The organism is Mycobacterium sp. ITM-2016-00317, assembly GCF_002968295.1.
Classification (GTDB): domain Bacteria; phylum Actinomycetota; class Actinomycetes; order Mycobacteriales; family Mycobacteriaceae; genus Mycobacterium.
The window spans coordinates 1,821,875-1,843,427 of sequence record NZ_CP134399.1; the positions used below are offsets into that span (position 1 = coordinate 1,821,875).

Consider the following 21,553-nt stretch of genomic DNA (forward strand, 5'->3'; position numbering starts at 1 on the left):
GACGGACCGGCCGCGGTGGAACTCAGCTCTCGGCTGTCGGCGTGTCCGTCGGGGCAGCGACGATCTTGCTCGCGGCGAAATCGGCGGCCTGCACCACCAGGCCGTCAGGGACGTAGCGCGCGTGCGCGCCGATGTCGTTGCCCTCCGAGCACACGAAGTCATTGGGCACGCACAGCTCGAGGGTCTTGGGCTGGTACAGCGCCCCGATCGCCACCGGCGGCTGCTGGATCATGTCCATGAACCGCTCCGACGGGACACCCAGCAGCGCGACCGCAGCGACGTGGTCGGCGATGTCCGGCGGCATCGGCTCCGGAACCTCGGAGGCCGAAACCCCGTCGGGGACCAATTCCGTTGTCACAAAACCCATCACGGCCGCGCCCTGCGAATAGCCGCCGAGCACCAGCTTGGTGTCGGGGCAGTTCATGGCCATTTCCTGCACGTGCGTGCTGGCGTCCTTGATGCCCAGAACCGCGGTAGGGAAATCCGGGCTTGCCGGGTAGTCCACCGCGTAGACGCCCACCGACTTGTCACCGAGCCTGGCCTGCAGGTCATCGACGAACGCCTGTCCGATGTAGCCCAGTCCCGGCGCCTCCGTGGTGCCGCGCGCGAAGACCACCTGGACGTCCGGACATGCGGGCGCGGCGACTGGCGGGGCCGGTAGCGGAGGGGGCGGCGCGGGCTGCGCCAAAGCTGGGGGAGCGACGAGAAGCGCACCCACCACGCCTGTCGCAGCCACCATCGCGGATCGTCGGACACTGGTTAGACGCACTGACCATCCCACGGATCGATGGTGACACAGTTGCCGCATCGAGGCACGCTCTGACGCCGGCCCCGCCGCCCGCGAAACCGGATGTCACGGCTGACCTGGGATATCGCTACCCGCCGTCGGCGAGTCGCAGCGACTCGAGGTCGGCCCGCACCTCGTCCGGGATCGGGCTCGGGCCGTCGTCACCGAGGAGCACCAGCACCGTGTCGCACAGGCTGACACACGCGCCGTCGAGGAACAGCGCACTCGACGCGACGAACGAGGTGCGGCCGAGGTGGCCGACACCGACCGCGGTCTGCAGCACCGCCGGCCACGGCGCTTCGCGCAGGTAGTGCACGACGATCGTTGACGTGACGAGGCGCTGCGTTCTGGTGGCGAGGTCGTAGGCGGCGGGAAACACCCGCCGGTTGAAGGTCGCCCTGGTGTTCTCGTGCAGCGACTCGATGGCGACGTTGTTGAGATGGCCGTTGGCGTCCATGTCGCCGAACCGGGCTGCGACGGAGTCGTGCACGGGATAGGTCGCGGCGTCCAGACGCGCCGGATGCGGTCGCGGTGCGGAACTTATCAACGAGGGCGGACCGGATTCCATGGGGTCAAACTAGCCGCGTGCGGCAGAATGGCGGCGATGACGAATCCGCCGCGGCCACCCGGGCAACCCGGCCGGCGTGGACGCGGGCAGCCGGACGGCGATCCGGCTACCCGGCGGTTGCCCCGTCCCGGCGGGCCCGACGCTCGTACCGAACGGCTCCATGCTCGGCCGCCGGACGCCGTGCCCACCGAAAAGCTGCGCCGCCCACCGCCTCCGCCACCGCCGCGGGCACGGCCCGCACCGCCGCCACCGCCTGCTCCGCCGCCACCGCCTGCTCCGCCGCGGGCACGGCCCGCACCGCCGCCACCGCCTGCTCCGCCGCGGGCTCCGGTGGCGCCACCGGCGCGGGACGCTGCGCGCCGCGGCACCGGCCTCAACCGGCAGACCGGGATCCTGCTCGCGGTCATCGTGGTGGCGGCGCTGGTGGGCGGCCTGGCCGGCGCCGAACTGTATGCGCGGCACCGCGCCGACGACGTGCTGGTCGGCATCGCCGAATGTGTTGTGGAGGATGGGGCGAGCATCTCCTACGGGGTGAACCCGCCGTTTCTGTGGCAGCACATGACGGGTCACTACACGAACATCTCGGTGCACACCGCCGGCGACCGGGTGCAGGCCGCCGACGGGATGACCGCCGACGTCACCCTCGAGGACATCCGGCTGCACGAGACCGCGGACTCCAAGGGCACGATCGGGTCGCTGAACGCCACGCTGACGTGGCGTTCGGACGGCATCAGGGACACCGTCGCGGAGAATCTGCCCGGCGTGGGCGCCCTGGTCACCGGCGTCCGCACGGACCCGGCGGCGGGCACCATCGTGCTCGACGCCGGCGCTGCCAGCGTGACCGCCAAACCTGTTGTGGCAGATGGTGATCTGAACCTAGAGGTGCTCGACGTACAGGGGCCGTTCCCGAAGGAGGTCGTGCAGGGGGCGTTGAACGACCTGACGAAGAACCTGAACGACAACTACCCGTTGGGTATCCGCGCCGACAGTGTCGAGGTGACGGACGCCGGCGTCGTGGGGACCTTCTCCAGCCGGGACGCGTCGATTCCGCGCGACGACGACGATCCGTGCTTCGCCCCGCTCTGAGTCAGACCTGTTGGCGCACATGCTTGGTGACCCACTGGGCCGCCAGTTTGACCAGCCCCGACTGCGGATAGCGCACGTGGGCGGAGAAATCCTCGCCGCGTGAGCACACCGGATCGTTGGTGTTGCACAGATCGGCGGTGCGGGCACCGAAGTCCGGGCTCAGCAGGGTCAGGGGCCTGCCGAGGCGTGCCGACGGGTTGCCGAACACCGCGATCGCCGCGACATGCGGGACCACGGCGGCGGGCAGTGGGGCGGTGTAGCCGAGCCCGGCGATCGGGGCGGTGGCCACGACGTCGATGACGGCGGCGCCCTGCGAGTAACCGCCCAGCACGATCCTGCTGTCGGGACAGTTCGCGGCGATGGTCTGCACACGCCTGCTGGCGTCGTTGGCGCCGGTGGCCACCTGGAGGAAGTCCCAGGACGCGGGGTAGCGGACGGCGTAGGTGCCGATCGTCTGGTCTTTGATCATCGGTCGCAGCGTGTCGACGAGTGACTTGCCGACGACCCCGAGGCCGGGGGGTTCGTCGGTGCCCCGGGCGAACACGACCTCCACGTCGTGGCATTGCGGGGCCGCGGCCGCGGTCGGCGCACCGAGCAGCGCTCCGGCCGTCATCAGCGCCGTCGCCGCGGTGGCTGTGATCGTGGACAGGGTGGTGCTTCGGACGCTCACGGACCTCTCCTCGACCGGGCGTGGTTGGACGATGACCCTCGGTCAGTACCCGTTAGTCACAGCTTTCACTCCTTTAACAGCGTGAAGAAGCTGTGCGAGGGATCCTCCGGGCCGGGGCTGCCCTCGGCGGTGTCCCTGGTGATCGGATGGCCGAGGTTCCTCGGCGACGGGGCATCGCGCGCAGGTAGGGCCGTGCCGCCGCGATCTGGTCGACGAACGCGCTCGCCGATCCCGACGAGAATCCGCCGTGGGCGTCCTGTGCGCCGGTGTCGTACAGGCTCCTCAGTGTGTCGACGTCACCGCGGTCGACGGCGCGGCAGTAGCGATGCACCAGCTTGAGAAGCTGATGCTCGTCGAGCATCTCCTGCAGTGCCGCGTCGGTCGAGCCCATCCGCCCAGCCACCTTCCGGTTCGTCGTGGTTCAGTCCTGCACGGCCTTGGCGACCGCCACGTATCTGGTCAGCGCGTCTGCGCCGGCGTGGGTGTCGGACACCGGTTCCCGGGTGGCGGTCCACACCACGCGGATCAGCGTCCAGGCCCTGGCGCGGTCCTCGTCGAGACCCGCCGTGTCGACGAGAGTGTAGAAGCGGCGGCGCACACCGTCGCGGACATCGTGGGTGAGTTCGTCCCAGCGGTGCCACAGCATCGGAGCCAACTCGTAGTGCGGGTCCCCGTTCATCGGCTCGGGCGAGATGGCCAGCCATGGCAGGCGGTCCGCGGCAAACACGTTGCCGGAGTGCAGATCGCCGTGCAGCACGACCGAATCGACTGAGTCCGAGGTCAATTCGCGAGCCAGGGCCGCCGCCTGCTCGACCAGCCGGTGCGGAAGCGGAGAACGGCGGGGTAAGCGGTCGGCGGAGTCGATCCATTGGGCAATCTGCTCGTGCAGCGAAGGCAGTTGCGGCATCGGCGGCACGTGCAGCCGGCGGTAGAGGCCGGCGACGATCTCGCACGCCTCGGAGTCCGGCCTTTCCGTCAGCGACTGCGGGTGCAGCCTCTCCAGCAGGACCGCGTGCTGCGGCGGGTCGGCGCGCAGCAGCCGTACCGCTCCGTCGCCACCCCAGCGCCGCAGCACGAGATGCTCGTGACCGGCGGGGCTGTCACGCGCACCGACCTTGAGGACGGCGGGGACGTCGTCCGCGGTGACGACCGGTGCCACCAGCGACGCCGGACCCTCGCGGATCGGGCCGTCGGTCCGCAGCTTCCACCGGTCGAGTTGGTCACGCAGCGCAGCACTGAGATCGCGGTGTCGATCGGTCATCGATTCCGTTCCGGGAGTGCTTAATTCGCCGCCGGGTGAGGGGCGCGCTGTTCGGCCGCGTGATCCTCGATCGCCTTGCCGATCGCGTGCGCCGCCTGGTCGACGAACGTGCGGCCGCTTTCGGTGACCCAGTCGCGGGAGGCCGTCGGCGCGGTGAGCTGCCCGGTGAAGTGCGGAATCACATACTGCGCGAACAGCTCATAGCTGTGTAGTTTGGCCGCGGGCGGCGCCCAGTCGTGGTCGAACAACAGGAACGCGCCGAACCCGCCGTTGCTCGCCTCGACCAGTTCCTCGATCTTGGCGATCGCGTCGTCCGGGGTGCCGATCACCGCGAAACCGGTCGCGTGATTGTTCGCGATGATCTCGGCGGGTGTGTCGCCCTGCACCGGCCCGGCGGGCAGGATGTGCGAAAAGTACTGCGAGAACTGCGCGATCCCGTATTCCACGTCGCGCTCGGCCTGCTCGCGGGTCTCCGCCAGATGCATCGGGCCCACCAGCCGCCACTTCGACCGGTCGGCGACATGGCCGTTCTCGCGGGCCACCTCCTGCCAGGTATCCCAGTGCTGGGCAAGCAGGTCCATGCCCTGCCGGGCCGTGGCCGCGATCGAGAGCATGCCGATGCCGTGGCGGCCCGCGCCGCGCGGGCCGGTGGGAGAGAACGACGCGGCAACGGCCACGTCGAAGCACGGTTCGCTGTAGGGCAGCATCTGCAGCCGGGCGTCCCGCAGCGTGAACCCATCGGTGTGCATCGTGACGGTCTCCCCGCGCAGCAGCCGCATGATCGCGTCCAGGCACTGTTCCATGCGCGGTCGCTGCTCGTCGGCGGGGATGCCCATCATGTGCGCATCCGAGGTGAGTTGGCCGGGCCCGCAACCCAGCATCACCCGCCCCCGGGTCAAATGATCCAGCAGCACCATGCGATCGGCGAGCAGCAGCGGGTGGTGGTAGGGCAGCGAGCTGACCCCGGTGCCCAGCCTGATGTGCTTCGTGCGTTCGGCGGCCGTCGCGATGAACACCTCGGGGGAGGCGATGATCTCGAATCCCGCCGAGTGGTGCTCACCGACCCACGCTTCGTGGAATCCGAGGCGGTCCATCGCGACGATCAGGTCGAGGTCCCGTTCGAGGGCGAGGGTGGGGTTCTGCCCGACCGGATGGAACGGGGCCATGAAGCTACCGAAGCGCATCCGGCCATTCTGTCTGCGGAACCGGTCGCGCACGGGCTTTCGGGCAGACCCCGCGCCGAGACGCCGACGTCGCTGTGAACTTCAGCCGGTCAGTGGGTATGGACGCCGGTGTGGATGTCTCCTCGCTCGTGACACGCACAGGCCGCCAGATGGTGTCGCTCTACCGTCGCAGCGGTGCCGACGTGCCCTTCGGCGACCCGCTGCCGACGCACGGCACCGAGATGGAGGGCTGGTTCTGGCGACTGTCCGACCCGACGTCGAGGCGCGTCGTGGTCGCGCTGTGCAGCGTGAACCGCCATCCCGACGGCGACTGGTCGACCGCCGCGATCGCTGCGCACCCGGGTGCGGTGGTGCGCTCGGCCGAGATCGGCGGGACCACTGCGGCCTCCGAGCGGTTCGAGGTCGCCGCCCAGTCGGACGGGAACCGGCTGCACGCCGATCGTGATCGTCTGCGGCTGGCCATCGACGACGTCGAGGTGGACCTGAGGTTCCACGACGAGTCGGCCTGGCCGCTGGCCTTCGGCGGCGGCGGCGTGTTCTCGTCGGTGCCGTTTCTCAACCAGTACTGGCATCCCTACCGGCTGGGCGGCAAGGCCACCGGCACCGTCTCGTGCGGGGATCAGCGCTGGGACCTCACCGACGCGACGCTGTACTGCGAACGCAACTGGGGTGCGGGGTTCCCGCGCCGCTGGTGGTGGGGCCAGGCGCACGACTTCGGTGACGCCGACGTGTCGGTGGCGTTCTCGGGCGGCCTGCTGGAGTTCGGCCCCCTGCGCCGCGACGTCACCGGGGTCGTCGTCCGGATCGGCGAGCGGGTGCTGAGGATCACCCCGCCGGCGCTGGTCACCAACGAGTGTGACGGCGAGCGCTGGCACGTCGACGCGAGGACCCCGCGGTTGCGCGTGGAGCTGGACGGCTACGGAATCCCGGAAGGTCCGCACGTGCTGCCGGTCCCGTTGCCCGCCGAGCGGCGCAACATCGACTCGGACTACGAGTACCTCGCCGGGCGCCTGCACTGCCGGGTGCGCGAGTGGGGCCGGACGATCTTCGAGGGCACCTCGGAACTGGCTGGGCTGGAGGTCGGCAGCCGGCCCGGCTGAGCCCGGGGTGTCGATTTCGCGCTTCGGGGTATCTGCCTCTACGGCTCAGCGCGGAGTCCGGGTGAGCACATCGCGACAAGGAGGCGACGCATGTCTTCCGACACCACGGAGGTGAGCGCGGGTTCGACCAAACTGGCGCGCAAGATCACCGGTCCGCTGCTGTTCCTGTTCATCCTCGGCGACGTGCTCGGCGCCGGCGTGTACGCGCTGATGGGGAAGCTGTCGGCGGAGGTCGGCGGGGTGCTGTGGGCACCGCTGGTGGTCGCGATGCTGCTGGCGTTGCTGACCGCCGGCTCCTACGCCGAGCTGGTGACGAAGTATCCGCGTGCGGGAGGCGCGGCGGTGTTCGCCGAGCGTGCGTTCGGAAAACCGCTGATCGCGTTCCTGGTCGGATTCAGCATGCTCGCCGCGGGCGTGACCAGCGCCGCGGGTCTGGCTCTGGCGTTCTCCGGTGACTACCTCGCGACGTTCGTCGACGTCCCGGTCGTCGTCGCGGCGCTGGTGTTCCTGGCCCTTGTCGCCTGCCTGAACGCCCGCGGCATCAGCGAATCGCTCAAGACCAACGTCGTCATGACCGCGATCGAGCTGACCGGCCTGGTGATCGTGATCGCCGTGGTCGCGATGATGCTGGGGCGCGGGGACGGCGACATCGGCCGCGCCGTCACGCTGCCGGACGGCGCCTCGCCGGGCCTGGCGATCCTCGGCGGCGCGATTCTGGCGTACTACTCGTTCGTCGGTTTCGAGACCTCGGCCAACGTCGTCGAGGAGATCAGGAACCCGCGACGGGTGTACCCGGCGGCGTTGTTCGGGGCACTGCTCACCGCCGGCGTGGTGTACGCGCTGGTCGGTCTGGCCAGTGCGGTCGCGCTGCCCTCTGACGAACTCTCGCAGTCCTCCGGGCCGCTGCTCGAGGTGGTGTCGGCCTCCGGCGTCGGGGTGCCGGACTGGCTCTTCAGCCTGATCGCGCTGATCGCGGTCGCCAACGGCGCGCTGCTGACGATGATCATGTCGAGCCGGTTGGGCTTCGGGATGGCCGAGCAGGGCCTGCTGCCCGACGTGCTGTCCCGGGTACTGCCCAACAGGCGCACCCCATGGGTCGCCATCCTCGCGACGACGGCGGTGTCGATGCTGCTCACACTGGTCGGTGACCTGTCCATGCTCGCCGAGACCGTGGTGTTGCTACTGCTGTTCGTGTTCCTGGCCGCGAACGTCTCGGTGCTGATGTTGCGGCGCGACCACGTCGAGCACGACCACTACCGGGTGTGGACGTTCGTTCCGGCCCTCGGCGTGGGTTCGTGCGTGCTGTTGATGACGCAGCAGAGCGGCAAGGTCTGGTTGCTGGCGGCGCTGCTGCTCGGGGTCGGTGTGCTGCTGTACTTCGTCACCCGGCGGTTCTCCGGCACCGCCCCGGCGAACGCGTGAGGGCTCAGCGCTTGGTGGCCGTCACCAACAGATACTCAGCCTCGTAGGCGGTCCGGTCCGGCTGCCCCGAGGTGTTCCACTGCTCCAGGAATGCCAGGAAATCGCGGTCCAGCGCCGACAATCGATCGGGATCCTCGGCGTTGAAGCCGTACACCGCGATCGTGGGTCCGTAGTGGGACTTCCAGTATTCGCGGAACTCCGCAGGTGTCGCGCAGCGGTCCATCAGGATCGACCGGCGGTGCATCGTCAGATCGCCGACCTTGTCGCCGAACAACTTCCGTACGTGGTCCTCGCTGCCCCACAACGGCGCGGGACTCGCACCCGGCGGTGGCGGGGCGGCGTAGGGCTTCATCGTGGCGAACAGGTTGCCGATGAAGCCCTCCGGCGTCCAGTTGATCAGGCCGATGGTCGCGCCGGGACGGGCGACCCGGACCAGTTCGTCTGCGGTGGCCTGGTGATGGGGCGCGAACATCGCGCCCACACAGGACATCACGACGTCGAACTCGTTGTCGGGGAACGGCATCGCTTCCGCATCGGCTTCCACCCAGTCGAGTTCCACGCCGCGCTGCGCGGCGGTGGCACGCCCGGCGTCGAACAGCTCCGGGGTCAGGTCACTGGCCACGACGCGCGCGCCGGTCGCAGCGGCCGGGATCGCGGCGTTTCCCGAGCCCGCGGCGACGTCCAGCACCCGCTGGCCGGGGCCGATGCCGCAGGCTTCGACGAGCTGTGCCCCGAGCGCGGGGATCAGTTCCGCAGCGACGGCCGGGTAGTCGCCCGAGGCCCACAGCGCGCGGTGGCGGGCCTTGAGCTGACGGTCGGCGTCGGGTTCGCCCGTCACATCGGTATCGGCGGTGGTCATCTGTGTCCTCGAATCTGTCGACGGGTGCCGCGGACTGGCCGACGGCTGCAAACACGGTCGCCCGCCGACGGCTCGCCCACATCGGGGAGCGACTACCTCTTTCTGTGCCCATCACCCCCTCAGGTGAGGATCCCGGCCTCTCGCCGGGCTGCGTACCGCGGGGCGGCCTCCGTTGCCAGGCGTGTGTCCTGGCTGCGCGTCATCGCTTCCGGGTGCCGGACGGCAGGTCCGTGGCGGACGCCGGACGACGGCATCGCACCGTCCCCGGGTTTCGCGCGCGCCGCAGCCGCGCTCCGCGGTGATGCTATCCGCATTCGACCGGTTCCCTCAGGGAAAACGGCAGGTTCGGCGGTGGTTGGTGATGCGATCGGTCTGCCGAGCCGCACGACGGGATGTTCCCCGGCGACCTGCCGGCCTCCTCGTCGACGACGTCGTTCCGGTGGCCGGGTGCCGTGGAGCCACAGCCGCGCCGACCGCGGTCGGCCTGTCCGGCGCACCGTGTTTGCCAAATGCGCTGAAGTGGAATAATGCGGCAATGCCGCGTGCCGATCAGTCGTGTGAGTGGGGGTCTTCTGCCCACGAGTCGCCTCGGGCGGGCGGCGATCTTCACATCGGCGGCTTCCGGTTCTGGTTCGTCGGCCAACGGTGGGAGTGGTCTGACGAGGTGGCCCGGATGCACGGCTATGAGCCCGGCACGGTCACCCCGACCACCGAACTGCTGCTCTCGCACAAGCATCCCGACGACCGCAGGCATGTGCAGGAGTTGCTCGACCGCGCGCTGCACTCCGGCGGGGCGTTCTCCAGCCGGCACCGCCTCCTCGACACGTACCACCGCGAACACAGCGTTCTCGTGCTGGGCGACAGGATGTTCGACGACAGTGGCGCGGTCGTCGGCACCGAGGGTTATTACGTCGACCTGACCGACGCGCTCGACCAGACCCGCCGCGACGTCCTGAACACCTCGCTGCCCGACCTGTTCGCCGCTCGCGCGGCCATCGAACAATCCAAGGGCGCGCTGATGCTGGTGTACCGCATCGACGAGGGCCAGGCGTTCGAGCTGTTGCAGTGGCGGTCTCAGCAGACGAACACCAAACTTCGCGCGCTCGCCGGTCAGATCGTCGCCGAGTTCCACCGGGTGGAGCTGCGCGGCGACGATCTGCGCAGGCAGTTCGACCATCTGCTCCTGACCGCGCACCAGCGCGTCGAGTAAGTGTCGCCGAACCCGTGAAATCGCTGAACATCATGCAGGAAGAGCGCGACGGCGCCGTGATCGTCCACGTCGGAGGCGAGATCGACACCGGCACCGTGCAGCGGCTCACCGCGGCGCTGCAGGCCGCGACCGCCGACGCGCTCGCCCGGCCGTCGCGGGTACTGGTCGTCGAGCTCAACGACGTCACCTATTTCGGCAGTGCCGGATTGAACGCGCTGCTCGACAGCGTCGAGGCCGGTGACGGCCGCGGCGTCGCGGTCCGGGTGGTCGCCGCGAACGCGGAGGTGATCCGGCCCATCGAGGTCACCAAGCTCGACGAGGTGCTGCGGCCCTATCCCACGGTGACGGATGCCCTGACATCGAGCGAAGGTCTGTGATGAGCAGCGCGGATATCGGGAAGCCCTCGCCGGCAGGTCTTTTCGCCGACGTTGGCCAGATCGGCCGCGACCACGCCGAGGTCGACTGGACGGCGACGCCACTCGGCCCGCCGGCCCGGTGGCCGCAGAGCCTCCGGACGGCGGTGAGCATTCTGCTGTCCTCCCGGTTCCCGATGTGGATGGCGTGGGGACCGGAGCTGACGTTCTTCTGCAACGACGCGTACCGGCGCGACACCCTGGGCCGTAAGTACCCGTGGGCGCTGGGGCGGCCGGCCCGCGAGGTGTGGGCGGAGATCTGGGACGACATCGGCCCGCGGATCGAGCGGGTGTTCTCCACCGGCGAGGCGACGTGGGACACCGCACTGCTGTTGTTCCTGCAGCGGTCGGGCTACGTCGAGGAGACCTACCACACGTTCTCCTACAGCCCGTTGCGCGACGACGACGGCCGCGTGGTCGGGATGCTGTGCGTGGTCAGCGAGGACACCACCCAGGTGATCGGCGAGCGACGCATGGCGACACTGCGCGACCTCGGTTCGGATCCCAGCCTGGTGCGCGCCGAGGAGGACATCCTCAGCTTCGTCGACGAGCAGCTGGCCCAGAACCTGCGGGACCTGCCCTTCACGCTGACCTATCTGTTCGACGACGACGGGTCGGCTCGATTGGCGGGCACGAGCGGCATCGCGGCGGGACATCCCGCGGTGCCGGCGCGGCTGCGCGCCGGCGGCTCGACTCCCGACGACGGGCGGTGGCCACTGGCCGAATCGGCGCGCGGCGAATCGGTTCTGGTCGATCTCGGCACGGACGAGTATCCCGCGCTGCCGACCGGGGACTGGCGCGAGCCACCGGTGCAGGCACTGGTCGTGCCGCTGCTGCACCAGGGCGGTTCGCCCAGCGGCTTCCTGGTCGCCGCGCTGAACCGCTACCGGCTGTTGGACGAGTCCTATCGCGGCTTCGTCACCCTGGTGGCCGCCCACATCGCCGCGGGCATCGGCCTGGCCCGCAGCTACCGGGCCCAGCAGCGCCGGGCCGAGGAACTCGCCGAAGTCGACCGGGCCAAGACCACGTTCTTCTCCAACATCAGCCACGAGTTCCGCACCCCGCTGACGCTGATCCTGGACCCGGTCTCCGAGCTGCGCCGCGCCGACGGAGTCGACGACAGTGCCCGCCGGGAGCTGGACGTGGTGTGGCGCAACGGGTTACGACTGGCCAAGCTGGTCAACACGCTGCTGGACTTCTCCCGGATCGAGGCCGGCCGCGCCCAGGCTCTCTACCGGCCGGTGGACCTCGGCACGCTGACCGGCGAACTCGCCAGCGTGTTCCGCTCGGCGATGGAGCGTGCCGGGCTGGTGTTCGACGTCGACTGCGAACCGTTGCGCGAACCGGTGTTCGTCGATCGCGACATGTGGGAGAAGGTGATCTTCAACCTGTTGTCGAATGCGCTGAAGTTCACCTTCGACGGCACGGTGTCGGTCCGGGTGCGCAAGGACGGGCCCGACGCCGTCGTCACCGTCGCCGACACCGGTTCCGGGGTGCCCGCCGCGGAGATGCCGCGGCTGTTCGAGCGCTTTCACCGCATCGAGAACGCGAGGGCCCGCTCCCACGAGGGCAGCGGCATCGGGCTGGCGCTGGTCAAGGAATTGATCGGGCTGCACGGCGGCACGATCGGTGCGGACAGCGTCGAAGGCCGCGGAACCACGTTCACCGTCCGGCTGCCGCTCGGCGCCGCGCACCTGCCCGACGCCGCGCTCGCCCCGGCCGGGGAGGACCGGGCCACCGCGAGCGCTGCGGACGCCTACGTCGAGGAGGCGCTGCGCTGGATCCCCGGCGAACACGATCAGGCGATCTCCGAGTCTTTCGGTGCCCCAACAGGAGTCGCTACCACCGCGACGGGATCGGCGAACCCGGCGCGGGTGCTGGTCGCCGACGACAACGCCGACATGCGCGAGTATCTGAGCCGGCTGCTGAGCGCCGACGGCTACCGGGTGGAGGCCGCCGTCGACGGCGTCGAGGCGTTGGAGAAGATCCGGGCCAGCCCGCCCGACATCGTGATCAGCGATGTGATGATGCCGCGCCTCGACGGGTTGGGGCTGGTGGCCGAACTGCGCACCGACGGGCGCACCGCGGCCCTGCCGGTGCTGCTGCTCTCGGCGCGCGCCGGCCAGGAGGCGTCGATCAGCGGCCTGCGCGCCGGTGCCGACGACTACCTTGTCAAACCCTTCGCCGCCGCGGAGTTGCTGGCACGGGTGCGCACCAGCGTCGAACTGGCCCGGCTGCGCGCGCACCACGCCCGCTGGCGCTCGGCACTGGTCGACTCGCTGCAGGAGGCCTTCTTCGTCTGTGACGATCAGGGTGCCGTCGTGGAGATCAACTCCGCTTTCGCCGACATGCTCGGGTTCGACGCCGCCGGGCTGCCGTACCGGCCGGTACACCCGTGGTGGCCGTCGGCAGAGCACGATCCCGAGGCGCACCGGCGGACCAGGGATGCGTTGAACACCGTGCTGTCGGAACCGCACGGCAGCATCAGCGCGGTGCCGGTGACCCACCGCGACGGGCACCGGCTGTGGATGGCGGTGACCTTCGCCCACGCCGAGGATCCCGAGACCGGCCGGGAGGTCGTCGTCGGAACCCTGCGCGACGTCAGTGCCGAGCACTACATCGTGCAGCGCGAAACCGCGCTGGCCTCACTGACTCAGCAGCTCTCGCAATCGGACACGCTCGACGACGCGGTGCTGGCGGCCACCGAGGAATTCGCCGCCGTGTGGGGTGCGCGGCGCGTCCTGGCCGCCACCTGGCCCGACGACGAGGACCGCGACGACGACGCCGGGGAGCCGCATCTGGGGTGCGTCGGGGAACCGGCAACCTGGGGTGACCTGTCACCGCAGACCCGCGCGGCGATCACCGCGCTGCGCGATGGCCAGTTGCTCGACCCGGACACCTCGACCACCGGCGCGGCCGGGGTGGCGCTGCGGCATCCGCGGGGCGTGCTCGTGATGTACATCGAGCTGTTCGAGCACCGGCGGTTCACCTCGGACGACCACACGCTGCTCACGGTGCTCGCCGCCGGCTCGGCCAGGGGCTGCAACGCGTGCACCAGATCGATCAGCAGCGCGAGACGGCACTGGCCCTTCAGCACGCGATCCTCGGCCCGGCGCTGTCCAGCGGGTTCGCCGTGCGGTACCAGCCGGCGACCAGTCCGCTGCAGGTCGGCGGCGACTGGTACGACGTCGTCGACCTCGACGACGGCAAGATCGGGCTGATCGTCGGTGACTGCGTCGGCCACGGCCTCACCGCCGCCACCATCATGGGTCAGCTGCGCAGCGCCTGCCGCGCGCTGCTGCTGGAACACCCCAGCCCGGCCGCGGCGCTGTCGGCGCTGGACCGATTCGCGGCGCGGCTGCCGGGAGCACGGTGCACGACGGCCTTCTGTGCGGTGCTGGACCCGCAGAACGGCGAGTTGGTGTACTCGTGCGCGGGTCACCCGCCCCCGATCCTGGTGACCGCGGACCGTTCCACCCGACTGCTGGAGGGGGCGCGCGCGACACCGCTGGGGCTGACGAAACCGCCGCACCGCACCGAGGCCCGGGAGACGATGCCGCCGCGGGCCACCCTGCTGCTGTACACCGACGGTCTGGTCGAACGCAGACGGGAGTCGATCGACGACGGGATCGCCCGCGCGACCGACGTCGTGCAGGACAACCGCACCACCGCGCTGGACGAGCTGGCGAATGTGATCATGTCGCGGCTCGCACCGGCCGACGGCTACCACGACGACGTGGCACTGCTTCTCTACCGCCAGCCCGCCCCGCTCGATCTCGAGTTTCCCGCGGACGTGGCGGAGTTGGCCGGCAGCCGGGCCGTGCTGCGGGATTGGCTGACCGCCGTGGGGGTTTCGCAGGAGCAGGCGCTGGATGTGCTGATCGCAGTCGGGGAGGCACTGGCCAATTCCATCGAGCACGGGCATCGCGAGAGTCCCGACGGGACGGTGCGGCTGTGTGCCACGGCGCTGCCCGACACGGTGTTCGTGACCATCGCCGACTCCGGCACCTGGAAGGCGCCCGCAGAGGTGCCGGCGCTGCATCGGGGGAGGGGCATCGCGCTGATGCAGGCCTTGATGCAGGATGTCACCATCGACACCCAGTCCACCGGCACCACGGTGCGCATGAACACCAGGATTCACTGATGCCCACCCCGCTGAGCCTGCACACCGACCGTCAGGGCGACGGCTCGATGATGCTGACGGTTGTCGGCGAGCTGGACATGAGCAACATCGCCGGATTCGCCGAGGCCGTCGACGCCGCGGTCGGGCCCGACGGACAGACACTGCTCGTCGACCTGAGCGCGGTGGGCTACCTCGACAGCGGCGCCATCAACGTGCTCTTCGAGTACGCGGAATCGATTGAGCTGCTGGTGAACCCGATCCTGCTACCGGTGCTCACCATCAGCGGGCTGACCAGGGTGACGGTGGTCAAGCCGACCGGCGGGTAGGGCGTCCTAGGGATCCTCGCCCGAGCGTCGCGCCCTGGCGCGCCGTTTCCCCTCGTGCATCGCCGCGACGCGTGCGACCGGGATGGTCCGCCCGTGTTCGATCAGCTCGGCCGGCAGCCGTTGCGGCGCCGGCATCGCGTCGGCCCAGGGGTCGCGCCCGGCGAGCGCTTCCGGGGCGGTGTGCACTGTGAAATCGGACGGGTGCACCCGGTCCAGATCCGACCAGGACACCGGGAAGGACACCGGCGTGCCCGGCCGCAACCGCGGGCTGTAGGCCGCGGCGACGGTGGCCCCGCCCGCGCGGGTGGCGTCGACGAACACCTTGTCCTCGCGGTCGGAGACGATGAACGCGGTCGTGGCGATCGACGGATCGAGCGCCTCGGCGCGCGCGGCCACCGCCCGCGTGGCCGCGGCGACGTCGTCGACCGGTGCGGTGTCGTCGATCGGGACGAAGATGTGCAGCCCGCGCGAACCGCTGGTCTTCACCGCGCCCGACAGCCCGCTGTCGGACAGCGCCTGGCGAACCAGGTGGGCGACCGCCACCACCGCGGCGAAATCGGCGCCGTCGGGCGGGTCGAGGTCGAGGATCAGATGGGTCGGGCGGTAGATGTCGCCGGCCGGCCCGAGCGCCGGGTGGTACTCGACGGCACGCTGATTGGCCAGCCACATCAAGGTGCGGAGGTCGTCGCAGACGGGGTAGCGGATCTCCCGCTTGGACGCCTCCGCCCAGATCGGCACCGTGCGCACCCAGTCCGGGGTGTACTTGGGCACGTTCTTCTGCATGAACGGGGCCCGCCCCGGCAGCGCCCGCAGCACGGTCAGCGGCCTGCCGGCGAGCACCGGCAGGATGCGGTCGGCGACGGCGTCCAGGTAGTCGACGAGATCGCGTTTGGTCGCCCCGGCCGCGTCGGTCAGCGGCTGATCGAGATTGGTCAGCTCGACCCCCGCGCGCTCCCCGTCGCTCGTCATCGGACCAGCCTAGCGGCGCGGCGCCGAAACGCCGGTCGAACGCACTGCCGCGGCACGCTCTTCCGAAGAGGTTCCCCGCCAGCGATTCTCGTCAGCCACATTGGTCAGTCGTAGGGCAGGAACGAGAATCGGTCCCGCAATTGCGCGGGATCGAGGCCGAAGTCGTGCGGGGTGTAGCGGTGGCCGGCCTGCCCATCCCGGGGGTGGGCGCGATGGTAGTCGGCGACGAAGCCCTTCAGGTCCGCCGGGGGCGGCATGTCTGCCGCGGCGTAGATCCTCTCCAGCACGGATTCTGGGCGGTCGACGAGATCTCGGTAGGCGACGTCGATGAGGGTGACCTGCTCGCGGTGGGCCGAGGACCGGAACGCGACGGCGCGCCGGAACCAGCGTTCGCTCTGTTCGACCTGCCTGCGGCCGACGTCGACAGGGTCCACGGCGTCGCTGTAGGTCGACTGGTACACGGCGAACAGGCTGGCCCCGGATGCGATCGTGGTGACGATGTCGCGGTGGAGCTGGATCACCACGGCGCCGGGAAACGTCGATGCGACATGGTCGAGTTCGGCCATGTGGGCCGGCGCCTTGAGCACGAATCGCCGGTCGTCGCCGAGTTCGAGCAGTTGGAGGATCTCCCGGTACCGCGCATAGGGTTCGGCGAAGTCCTGGCCGCCGAGCCAGTCCGCGTACTTCGGCACCCGGAACATCGACGTGAACCCCCAGTTGCGCATGTCGGTGCCCATCGCCAGGACGCATTCCTCCGGGAGGTCGGGTCCCGACGGATGGACGACCGCCATCGCGGGGTTGAGGGTGTGCAACATCGAGGTCCGCGCCGCGGCCGCCTTCGCGGGTTTCCGGGCCGACGGCGTCGTGAACGCCCACGGCGCAACGAGTTCCGCGGGCAGCGGGGCGTGCAATCGCGGATCGCGGCCGAGCAGCCGGAACAGGAACGTGGTGCCGGTCCGCCAGCCGCCGGTGATGACGATCGGGGAGCGGACCGCGTTGTCGCCCGCGGCGGGGTTGTGCTGATGGCACCGGCGGATCGTCGCGCCTGCGCTGAGCCGGCCCAGCGCGGCCGTCACCGCCGTGCGGACTCCGACGGCGTTGAGCCGGCCCTCCTCCTGCGCCGAGGCGAGAAACATTTCCAGGCCATCTCGCCAGCCGGGCGCGAACTCCTCGGGTGTCACCTCGCCGCGTGCGGCCATGCGGTCGAGCACGGTCTCGGGATCGAGGGTGTAGCGCTGCGGCCGGTCCAGGCGGTCCTGCTCTGCGGCGCAGTACATCTCGCGCGCCGCTGCCGAGCGAGGGGACGGTTGCCAGCTCATGCCGGCCTCAGGTCGGCCATCGGTACGCACTGCACGGAGGGGAGTTCGGGGGTATCCGAGGGCTGCAGGAAGCGCATGACGAACACCCCGAACGTCCGGCCCTCGGTGTCGAGCCAGTCGTATCCGGCGATGCCGGGATCCCGGGCGGCCAGGACGAAACGATACGCGCCGCCGGCGGTGTGGGCGTGGGCCCCGGTCAGGGACACCGGACGGTGCCGGTAGTCCAGTGAATTCAGGAATCTGCTGTAGAGCACGATGTTCCAGTGCCGGCAGTCCACCGGCGGGCCCTCCACGACCAGTGCCTCACCGGGGCTCAGCGCCCATGCGCCCCGCAGATAGTGGATGCCCGGCTCGGTGAAGGCCGCGCCACCGGTCATCGCCGACCAGTGCCTGACGGCGTTGGGCGACTTGATGTCCCGTGCCGTGGACATCTCGAACACCGTCGGCACCTGCGCGAGCACCGTTCCCAGCTTCGCCAGGTCGCGGGCGAACTCAGCTGCGTCGGGGACCGGCACACGGTCGAGTTCGTCGCAGCGGGTGATCCGGCAGTCACCTTCGTGGACCGGGTCGTGCCGGTCGTGGACGAAGCGGACCCACACCGAGGTCGTCTCGGCGGGCAGATGCAGGTGCGACGGCGAGGAGCGCCGGTCGGGGGACAGCGTCAGGGTGAATCCGCCACGGTCGTCGACCACGAGTCCGTCGGAGTCGATGCGCGCCACCGCCGACGCATCGGCCACCCCGCGTCCGGTGTAGGCGGTGATCGACTGGTAGACGGAGTCTCCGATGTTGCCGGTGAGCCGGTACTCGTGCCGGCCGGAGATGCCGGCGATCCAGTACCGGTAATCGGGGTTGTCCATGAAGAACTTCTGCCGCCAACCGTTGAACGGCACCAGCTCCGGCGCCTCCGGGTCGGTCTCGAAGCGGCCGAGCAGATTGTTCGTCGCGCGCAGCAGCGCACGGTAGCCGTCGGCGCGTTCCTGCGGGTCCAGTGTCGCGCCGGCTTCCTCGAGCTGCCGCCCCGCGCTCGCCAGCCCGTCCACCAGGCGCGCCCACGCCTCGGCGCTCACGTCCCGGCGGCTTCCGGCATGGGAAACGAGTGTTCTCGATGACGGCACAGGTGTCAACGACGTCGCGATGGCGCCGGTCCCGCCCGGTGATTGCGAGATTCTGGTCCGGACACCGTGTTCGGGGCATAGCGTCTGCATGCAATGGACCGGAGCTCAGCAACAGAGCCGGGCAACCCGCCGACGGTGGTTGCCACGCCGCCTGCGGCGCTCCAGGTCGACGATCAGGAGAAGCCGGCCCGCGAGTTGTCCGGCTGGACCGGGCGGCTGGTCGCCGGGGTGGCGTTCGCTGTCGCGCTGCTGACCATCGGGCAGGTCTTCCGGCCGCTGTCGCAGGGCAGCCAGTACTACCTGATCGTGTTCCTGGCCGGCTCGCTGCCGTTGGTGTACCTGGTCTACCGGTCGGGCTGGCGCGAGCGCCTCGACCCGCGGGACCGGCCGGGGCCGCTCGACTGGGTGCTGGCCGTGATCACGTTGCTGGTCTGCCTGTATCCGATCCTGCCGATCCGGATCGGCGCCGGCGGCGGCGGATACAACGCGTTCCTCGACCGTCAGGGCATGCTCGTACCGACCGACATCGTGATGGGCACGCTGCTGCTGATCCTCATCCTCGAGGCCTGCCGCCGGACCACCGGCTGGGCGTTGCCGGTGGTATGCGGCGCCTTCCTGGCCTACGGCTATTACGGCGGGCTGATGCCCCAGGGGTGGGCGATCGGTCACGCGGGCCTGGATTTCGACCAGATCGTCGACGCGCTGTACAACTCCGGCAGCGGGTTCTTCGGCACGCCACTCGATGTGGCCGCCACCTACATCGTGTTGTTCACCATCTACGGTGCCGTGCTCGAGCTGTCCGGCGGCGCCCGGTTCTTCGTCGACCTGTCGGTCGCGGCCTTCCGGCGCTCGCGCAGCGCCGCGGGCCGCACCACGGTCGCCTCGGGGCTTCTGCTCGGCACCGTCTCCGGCTCAGGCACCGCGACCGCAGTCACCGTCGGTGCGATCACCTGGCCGATCATGAGGAGTGCCGGCTACACCCCCGAACGTGCCGGCGGGGTGCTCGCCGCGGCGGGGGTCGGTGCGCTGCTGTCTCCGCCCACGCTGGGCGCGGCGGCGTTCATCGTCGCCGAATACCTCGAGGTCTCCTACCTCACGGTGCTCGGCTGGGCGATGATCCCCACCGTCCTGTACTACCTGGGCATCCTGCTGGCCGTCGAGATCGACGCCCGACGCTTCGGCATGAAACCGGCCCACCTCGGCACCGAGTCGGCGTGGAAGCTGTTGGGCCGGTTCGGCTACCACTTCGCCTCGATGATCGCGATCGTGGTGTTCCTGGCGCTGGGGATGTCGGCCACCAGGGCGGTGGTCTACGCGACGGCGCTGGCGTTCGTGCTGAGCTTCCTGGACCGGCGGGGCCGGTTGACCCCGCGCCGGCTCTTCGAGGCGTTGAGCGTGGGCGTCCGTGGGGTCCTTCCGGTGGTCGCGGTCTGTGCCGCGGCCGGCGTCATCACCGCGATGACGACCAAAACCGGTCTGGGATCGCAATTCTCGTCCGTTCTGGTGGGCGGGGTGGACTCGCTCACCGACAACCGAACCGTGGTCCTGGCGCTGACCGCTGTGTTCGCCGCGGTGGCGCTGGCCCTTCTCGGGTTGGCGATACCGGTGACGGCGTCGTTCGTGATCGGTTGGGTCATCATCGGGCAGGCCCTGCTCGCCCTCGACGTGCCCGCGCCGGCCGCCGCGATGTTCGTCTTCTACTACTCGGTGCTGTCCGAGGTCACCCCGCCGACCGCGCTCGCAGCGGTCGGCGCGTCGGCGGTCACCGGGGGTCGTGCGATCCCCACGATGTGGCAGGCGCTGCGGTACGCCGCGCCTGCGTTCCTGGTGCCGATCGCGTTCGTGTTGACCACGCCCGGCGAGTATCTGCTGGGCCGCGGTCCGGTGCTCGGTGTGCTGTGGGCTTCCGCCGCGGCGTGCGCCGGCATCGTCGCGCTGTCGTTCGCGGCCGGCGGCTGGGCCCTCGGGGTCGGTGCGCTCGGTCCGATCGCGCGCTCGCTCAGCGCACTCGGCGCACTGCTGCTGCTGTTCCTGCACCCCGTCACGATCGCGGCGGGACTGGTGTGTCTGCTCGGGGCAGTCGCGCCGACCTTCATCACCGACAAGAGGAGACGGACATGAGACGTGCGACGAGAACCTTGGCCGGCCTCGCGGCGGTGGTGTGCGCCGCGGCCGCGACGGCCGGTTGCGGTGGCAGGCAGGACGCCCCCACCGCCGATTCCGGCGGCGAGATCACCTGCGAGGTCGGGCCGGACACCCGGGTCAGCATCGCGACGGGCAACTCGACGGGGGTGTACTTCTCGCTCGGCAACGCGTACGCCGAGCAGATCTCGGTGGCCACCGACGGCACGGTCAAGGCCACGGCCGCCGAGACCGGCGCCTCGGTGCAGAACATCCAGCAGCTCGTCGGCGGCAGCTATCAGGTGGCGTTCTCGCTGGCCGACACCGCCGCCGACGCGGTCGAGGGCACGGGCAGTTTCGATGGGGAAAAGCAGCCGGTGCAAGCGATCTCGCGCATCTACCCGAACTACACCCAGGTGATCGCGCGCACCGACAGCGGCATCACCTCGATCGCGGACATGCGCGGCAAACGGGTCTCGACGGGCTCGCCGGGATCGGGCACCGAGGTCATCGCCAACCGGCTGCTGGAGTCGGCCGGACTCGACCCGGCTGCCGATGTCGCCGCCCAGCGCCTCGATCTCACCAAGACCGTGGACGGCATGAAGGACGGCTCCATCGACGCGCTGTTCTGGTCCGGCGGGCTGCCCACGCCGGGGATCACCGACCTGCTCACCACGTCGCGCAACGAGGTGGTCTTCCTCGACATCACCCCGCAGCTGTCCCGGATGGCCGAGATCAGCCCCGCCTACGAGGAGGGCGTCATCCCCGCCGCGACCTACCAGTTGCCCGGCGACGTCAAGACCATCGTGGTGGCGAACATGCTGCTGGTGCGCGACGACCTGGACGCGAACCTGGCCTGTGTGCTGACCAGGACGCTGTTCGACCGGAAGCCGCAACTGGAGCAGGTGGTCGGCGCCGCGAAGGGCATCAACCTGGAGACCGCCCGCGACACCGATCCGGTGCCGCTGAACCGCGGGGCCGCGCACGCCCTGGACGAACTGGGCGCGGCCGGCTGAATCC

The 21,553-nt window shown here is 70.1% G+C and carries 18 protein-coding genes and 1 pseudogene; 9 read left to right on the top strand and 10 right to left on the bottom strand.

Annotated elements, in window-relative coordinates; translation table 11 throughout:
• Positions 1–22 precede the first annotated feature (22 nt).
• Together C6A87_RS08670 and C6A87_RS08675 are read right to left on the bottom strand one after the other, a co-directional pair.
• Positions 23–739, bottom strand: a complete 717-nt coding sequence (locus tag C6A87_RS08670) for a cutinase family protein (protein WP_311116857.1) — start codon at positions 737–739, stop codon at positions 23–25.
• A gap of 136 nt (positions 740–875) precedes the next feature.
• Positions 876–1,355 carry an acyl-CoA thioesterase gene (locus C6A87_RS08675; protein ID WP_311116858.1) on the bottom strand — a complete coding sequence of 160 codons (480 nt, stop codon included), beginning with the start codon at positions 1,353–1,355 and terminating at the stop codon, positions 876–878.
• Between the two features lie 36 nt (positions 1,356–1,391).
• Between C6A87_RS08675 and C6A87_RS08680 the strand changes: the two genes are divergently transcribed.
• A complete protein-coding gene (locus tag C6A87_RS08680) occupies positions 1,392–2,441 on the top strand; it encodes a DUF2993 domain-containing protein (RefSeq protein WP_311116859.1) in 1,050 nt (349 codons plus the stop codon).
• 1 nt (position 2,442) lies between these two features.
• Here C6A87_RS08680 and C6A87_RS08685 read toward each other — a convergent pair whose 3' ends face one another.
• The 4 genes from C6A87_RS08685 to C6A87_RS08700 all read right to left on the bottom strand — a co-directional run bounded on the left by C6A87_RS08685 (position 2,443) and on the right by C6A87_RS08700 (position 5,556).
• Positions 2,443–3,054, bottom strand: coding sequence for a cutinase family protein (locus C6A87_RS08685; protein WP_396837081.1), 612 nt, complete (start codon positions 3,052–3,054; stop codon positions 2,443–2,445).
• A 130-nt stretch (positions 3,055–3,184) separates the two neighbouring features.
• The gene (locus C6A87_RS08690; RefSeq protein WP_311116861.1) at positions 3,185–3,502 is read right to left on the bottom strand and encodes a nuclear transport factor 2 family protein; all 318 of its coding nucleotides are present in this window, start codon (positions 3,500–3,502) and stop codon (positions 3,185–3,187) included.
• A 30-nt stretch (positions 3,503–3,532) separates the two neighbouring features.
• A complete protein-coding gene (locus C6A87_RS08695) occupies positions 3,533–4,372 on the bottom strand; it encodes an aminoglycoside phosphotransferase family protein (protein WP_311116862.1) in 840 nt (279 codons plus the stop codon).
• Between the two features lie 20 nt (positions 4,373–4,392).
• Positions 4,393–5,556: an LLM class flavin-dependent oxidoreductase gene (locus tag C6A87_RS08700; RefSeq protein ID WP_311116863.1), complete on the bottom strand. Its 1,164-nt coding sequence runs from the start codon at positions 5,554–5,556 to the stop codon at positions 4,393–4,395.
• Between the two features lie 98 nt (positions 5,557–5,654).
• Here C6A87_RS08700 and C6A87_RS08705 point away from each other — a divergent pair, with 98 nt between their 5' ends.
• Positions 5,655–6,656, top strand: a complete 1,002-nt coding sequence (locus C6A87_RS08705; RefSeq protein ID WP_396837027.1) for a tocopherol cyclase family protein — start codon at positions 5,655–5,657, stop codon at positions 6,654–6,656.
• Positions 6,657–6,746: 90 nt separating this feature from the next.
• Complete coding sequence (locus C6A87_RS08710) at positions 6,747–8,078, top strand: APC family permease (protein WP_311116864.1); 1,332 nt, start codon at positions 6,747–6,749, stop codon at positions 8,076–8,078.
• 4 nt (positions 8,079–8,082) lie between these two features.
• Here the strand turns inward: C6A87_RS08710 and C6A87_RS08715 are convergent, their stop codons facing one another.
• Positions 8,083–8,937: a methyltransferase domain-containing protein gene (locus C6A87_RS08715; protein ID WP_311116865.1), complete on the bottom strand. Its 855-nt coding sequence runs from the start codon at positions 8,935–8,937 to the stop codon at positions 8,083–8,085.
• Between the two features lie 535 nt (positions 8,938–9,472).
• Between C6A87_RS08715 and C6A87_RS08720 the strand changes: the two genes are divergently transcribed.
• The 4 genes and pseudogenes from C6A87_RS08720 to C6A87_RS08735 all read left to right on the top strand — a co-directional run bounded on the left by C6A87_RS08720 (position 9,473) and on the right by C6A87_RS08735 (position 15,009).
• On the top strand, positions 9,473–10,147 hold the full coding sequence (locus C6A87_RS08720) for a PAS and ANTAR domain-containing protein (protein WP_311116866.1): 675 nt from the start codon (positions 9,473–9,475) through the stop codon (positions 10,145–10,147).
• Between the two features lie 14 nt (positions 10,148–10,161).
• Positions 10,162–10,524, top strand: coding sequence for an anti-sigma factor antagonist (locus tag C6A87_RS08725; RefSeq protein ID WP_311116867.1), 363 nt, complete (start codon positions 10,162–10,164; stop codon positions 10,522–10,524).
• A pseudogene (locus C6A87_RS08730) lies at positions 10,524–14,704 on the top strand (SpoIIE family protein phosphatase). The gene C6A87_RS08725 and the pseudogene C6A87_RS08730 overlap by 1 nt, the downstream one beginning before the upstream one ends.
• Entirely contained in the window at positions 14,704–15,009 is a 306-nt protein-coding gene (locus C6A87_RS08735) for an STAS domain-containing protein (RefSeq protein WP_311116868.1), read from the top strand. Before C6A87_RS08730 ends, C6A87_RS08735 begins: the two are co-directional and overlap by 1 nt.
• Before the next feature lie 6 nt (positions 15,010–15,015).
• On the opposite strand, the gene C6A87_RS08740 is transcribed toward C6A87_RS08735, so the two are convergent.
• The 3 genes from C6A87_RS08740 to C6A87_RS08750 all read right to left on the bottom strand — a co-directional run bounded on the left by C6A87_RS08740 (position 15,016) and on the right by C6A87_RS08750 (position 18,364).
• Positions 15,016–15,978, bottom strand: a complete 963-nt coding sequence (locus C6A87_RS08740; protein WP_311116869.1) for an ATP-dependent DNA ligase — start codon at positions 15,976–15,978, stop codon at positions 15,016–15,018.
• A gap of 104 nt (positions 15,979–16,082) precedes the next feature.
• Positions 16,083–17,297, bottom strand: coding sequence for a sulfotransferase (locus tag C6A87_RS08745; RefSeq protein WP_311116870.1), 1,215 nt, complete (start codon positions 17,295–17,297; stop codon positions 16,083–16,085).
• Positions 17,294–18,364 carry a hypothetical protein gene (locus C6A87_RS08750; RefSeq protein WP_311116871.1) on the bottom strand — a complete coding sequence of 357 codons (1,071 nt, stop codon included), beginning with the start codon at positions 18,362–18,364 and terminating at the stop codon, positions 17,294–17,296. Before C6A87_RS08750 ends, C6A87_RS08745 begins: the two co-directional genes overlap by 4 nt.
• Positions 18,365–18,505: 141 nt before the next feature.
• Between C6A87_RS08750 and C6A87_RS08755 the strand changes: the two genes are divergently transcribed.
• Together C6A87_RS08755 and C6A87_RS08760 are read left to right on the top strand one after the other, a co-directional pair.
• Complete coding sequence (locus tag C6A87_RS08755; RefSeq protein ID WP_311116872.1) at positions 18,506–20,533, top strand: TRAP transporter fused permease subunit; 2,028 nt, start codon at positions 18,506–18,508, stop codon at positions 20,531–20,533.
• Positions 20,530–21,549 (top strand): TAXI family TRAP transporter solute-binding subunit, encoded by a 1,020-nt coding sequence (locus C6A87_RS08760; protein ID WP_311116873.1) that lies wholly within the window; start codon positions 20,530–20,532, stop codon positions 21,547–21,549. Before C6A87_RS08755 ends, C6A87_RS08760 begins: the two co-directional genes overlap by 4 nt.
• Positions 21,550–21,553: the final 4 nt, after the last annotated feature.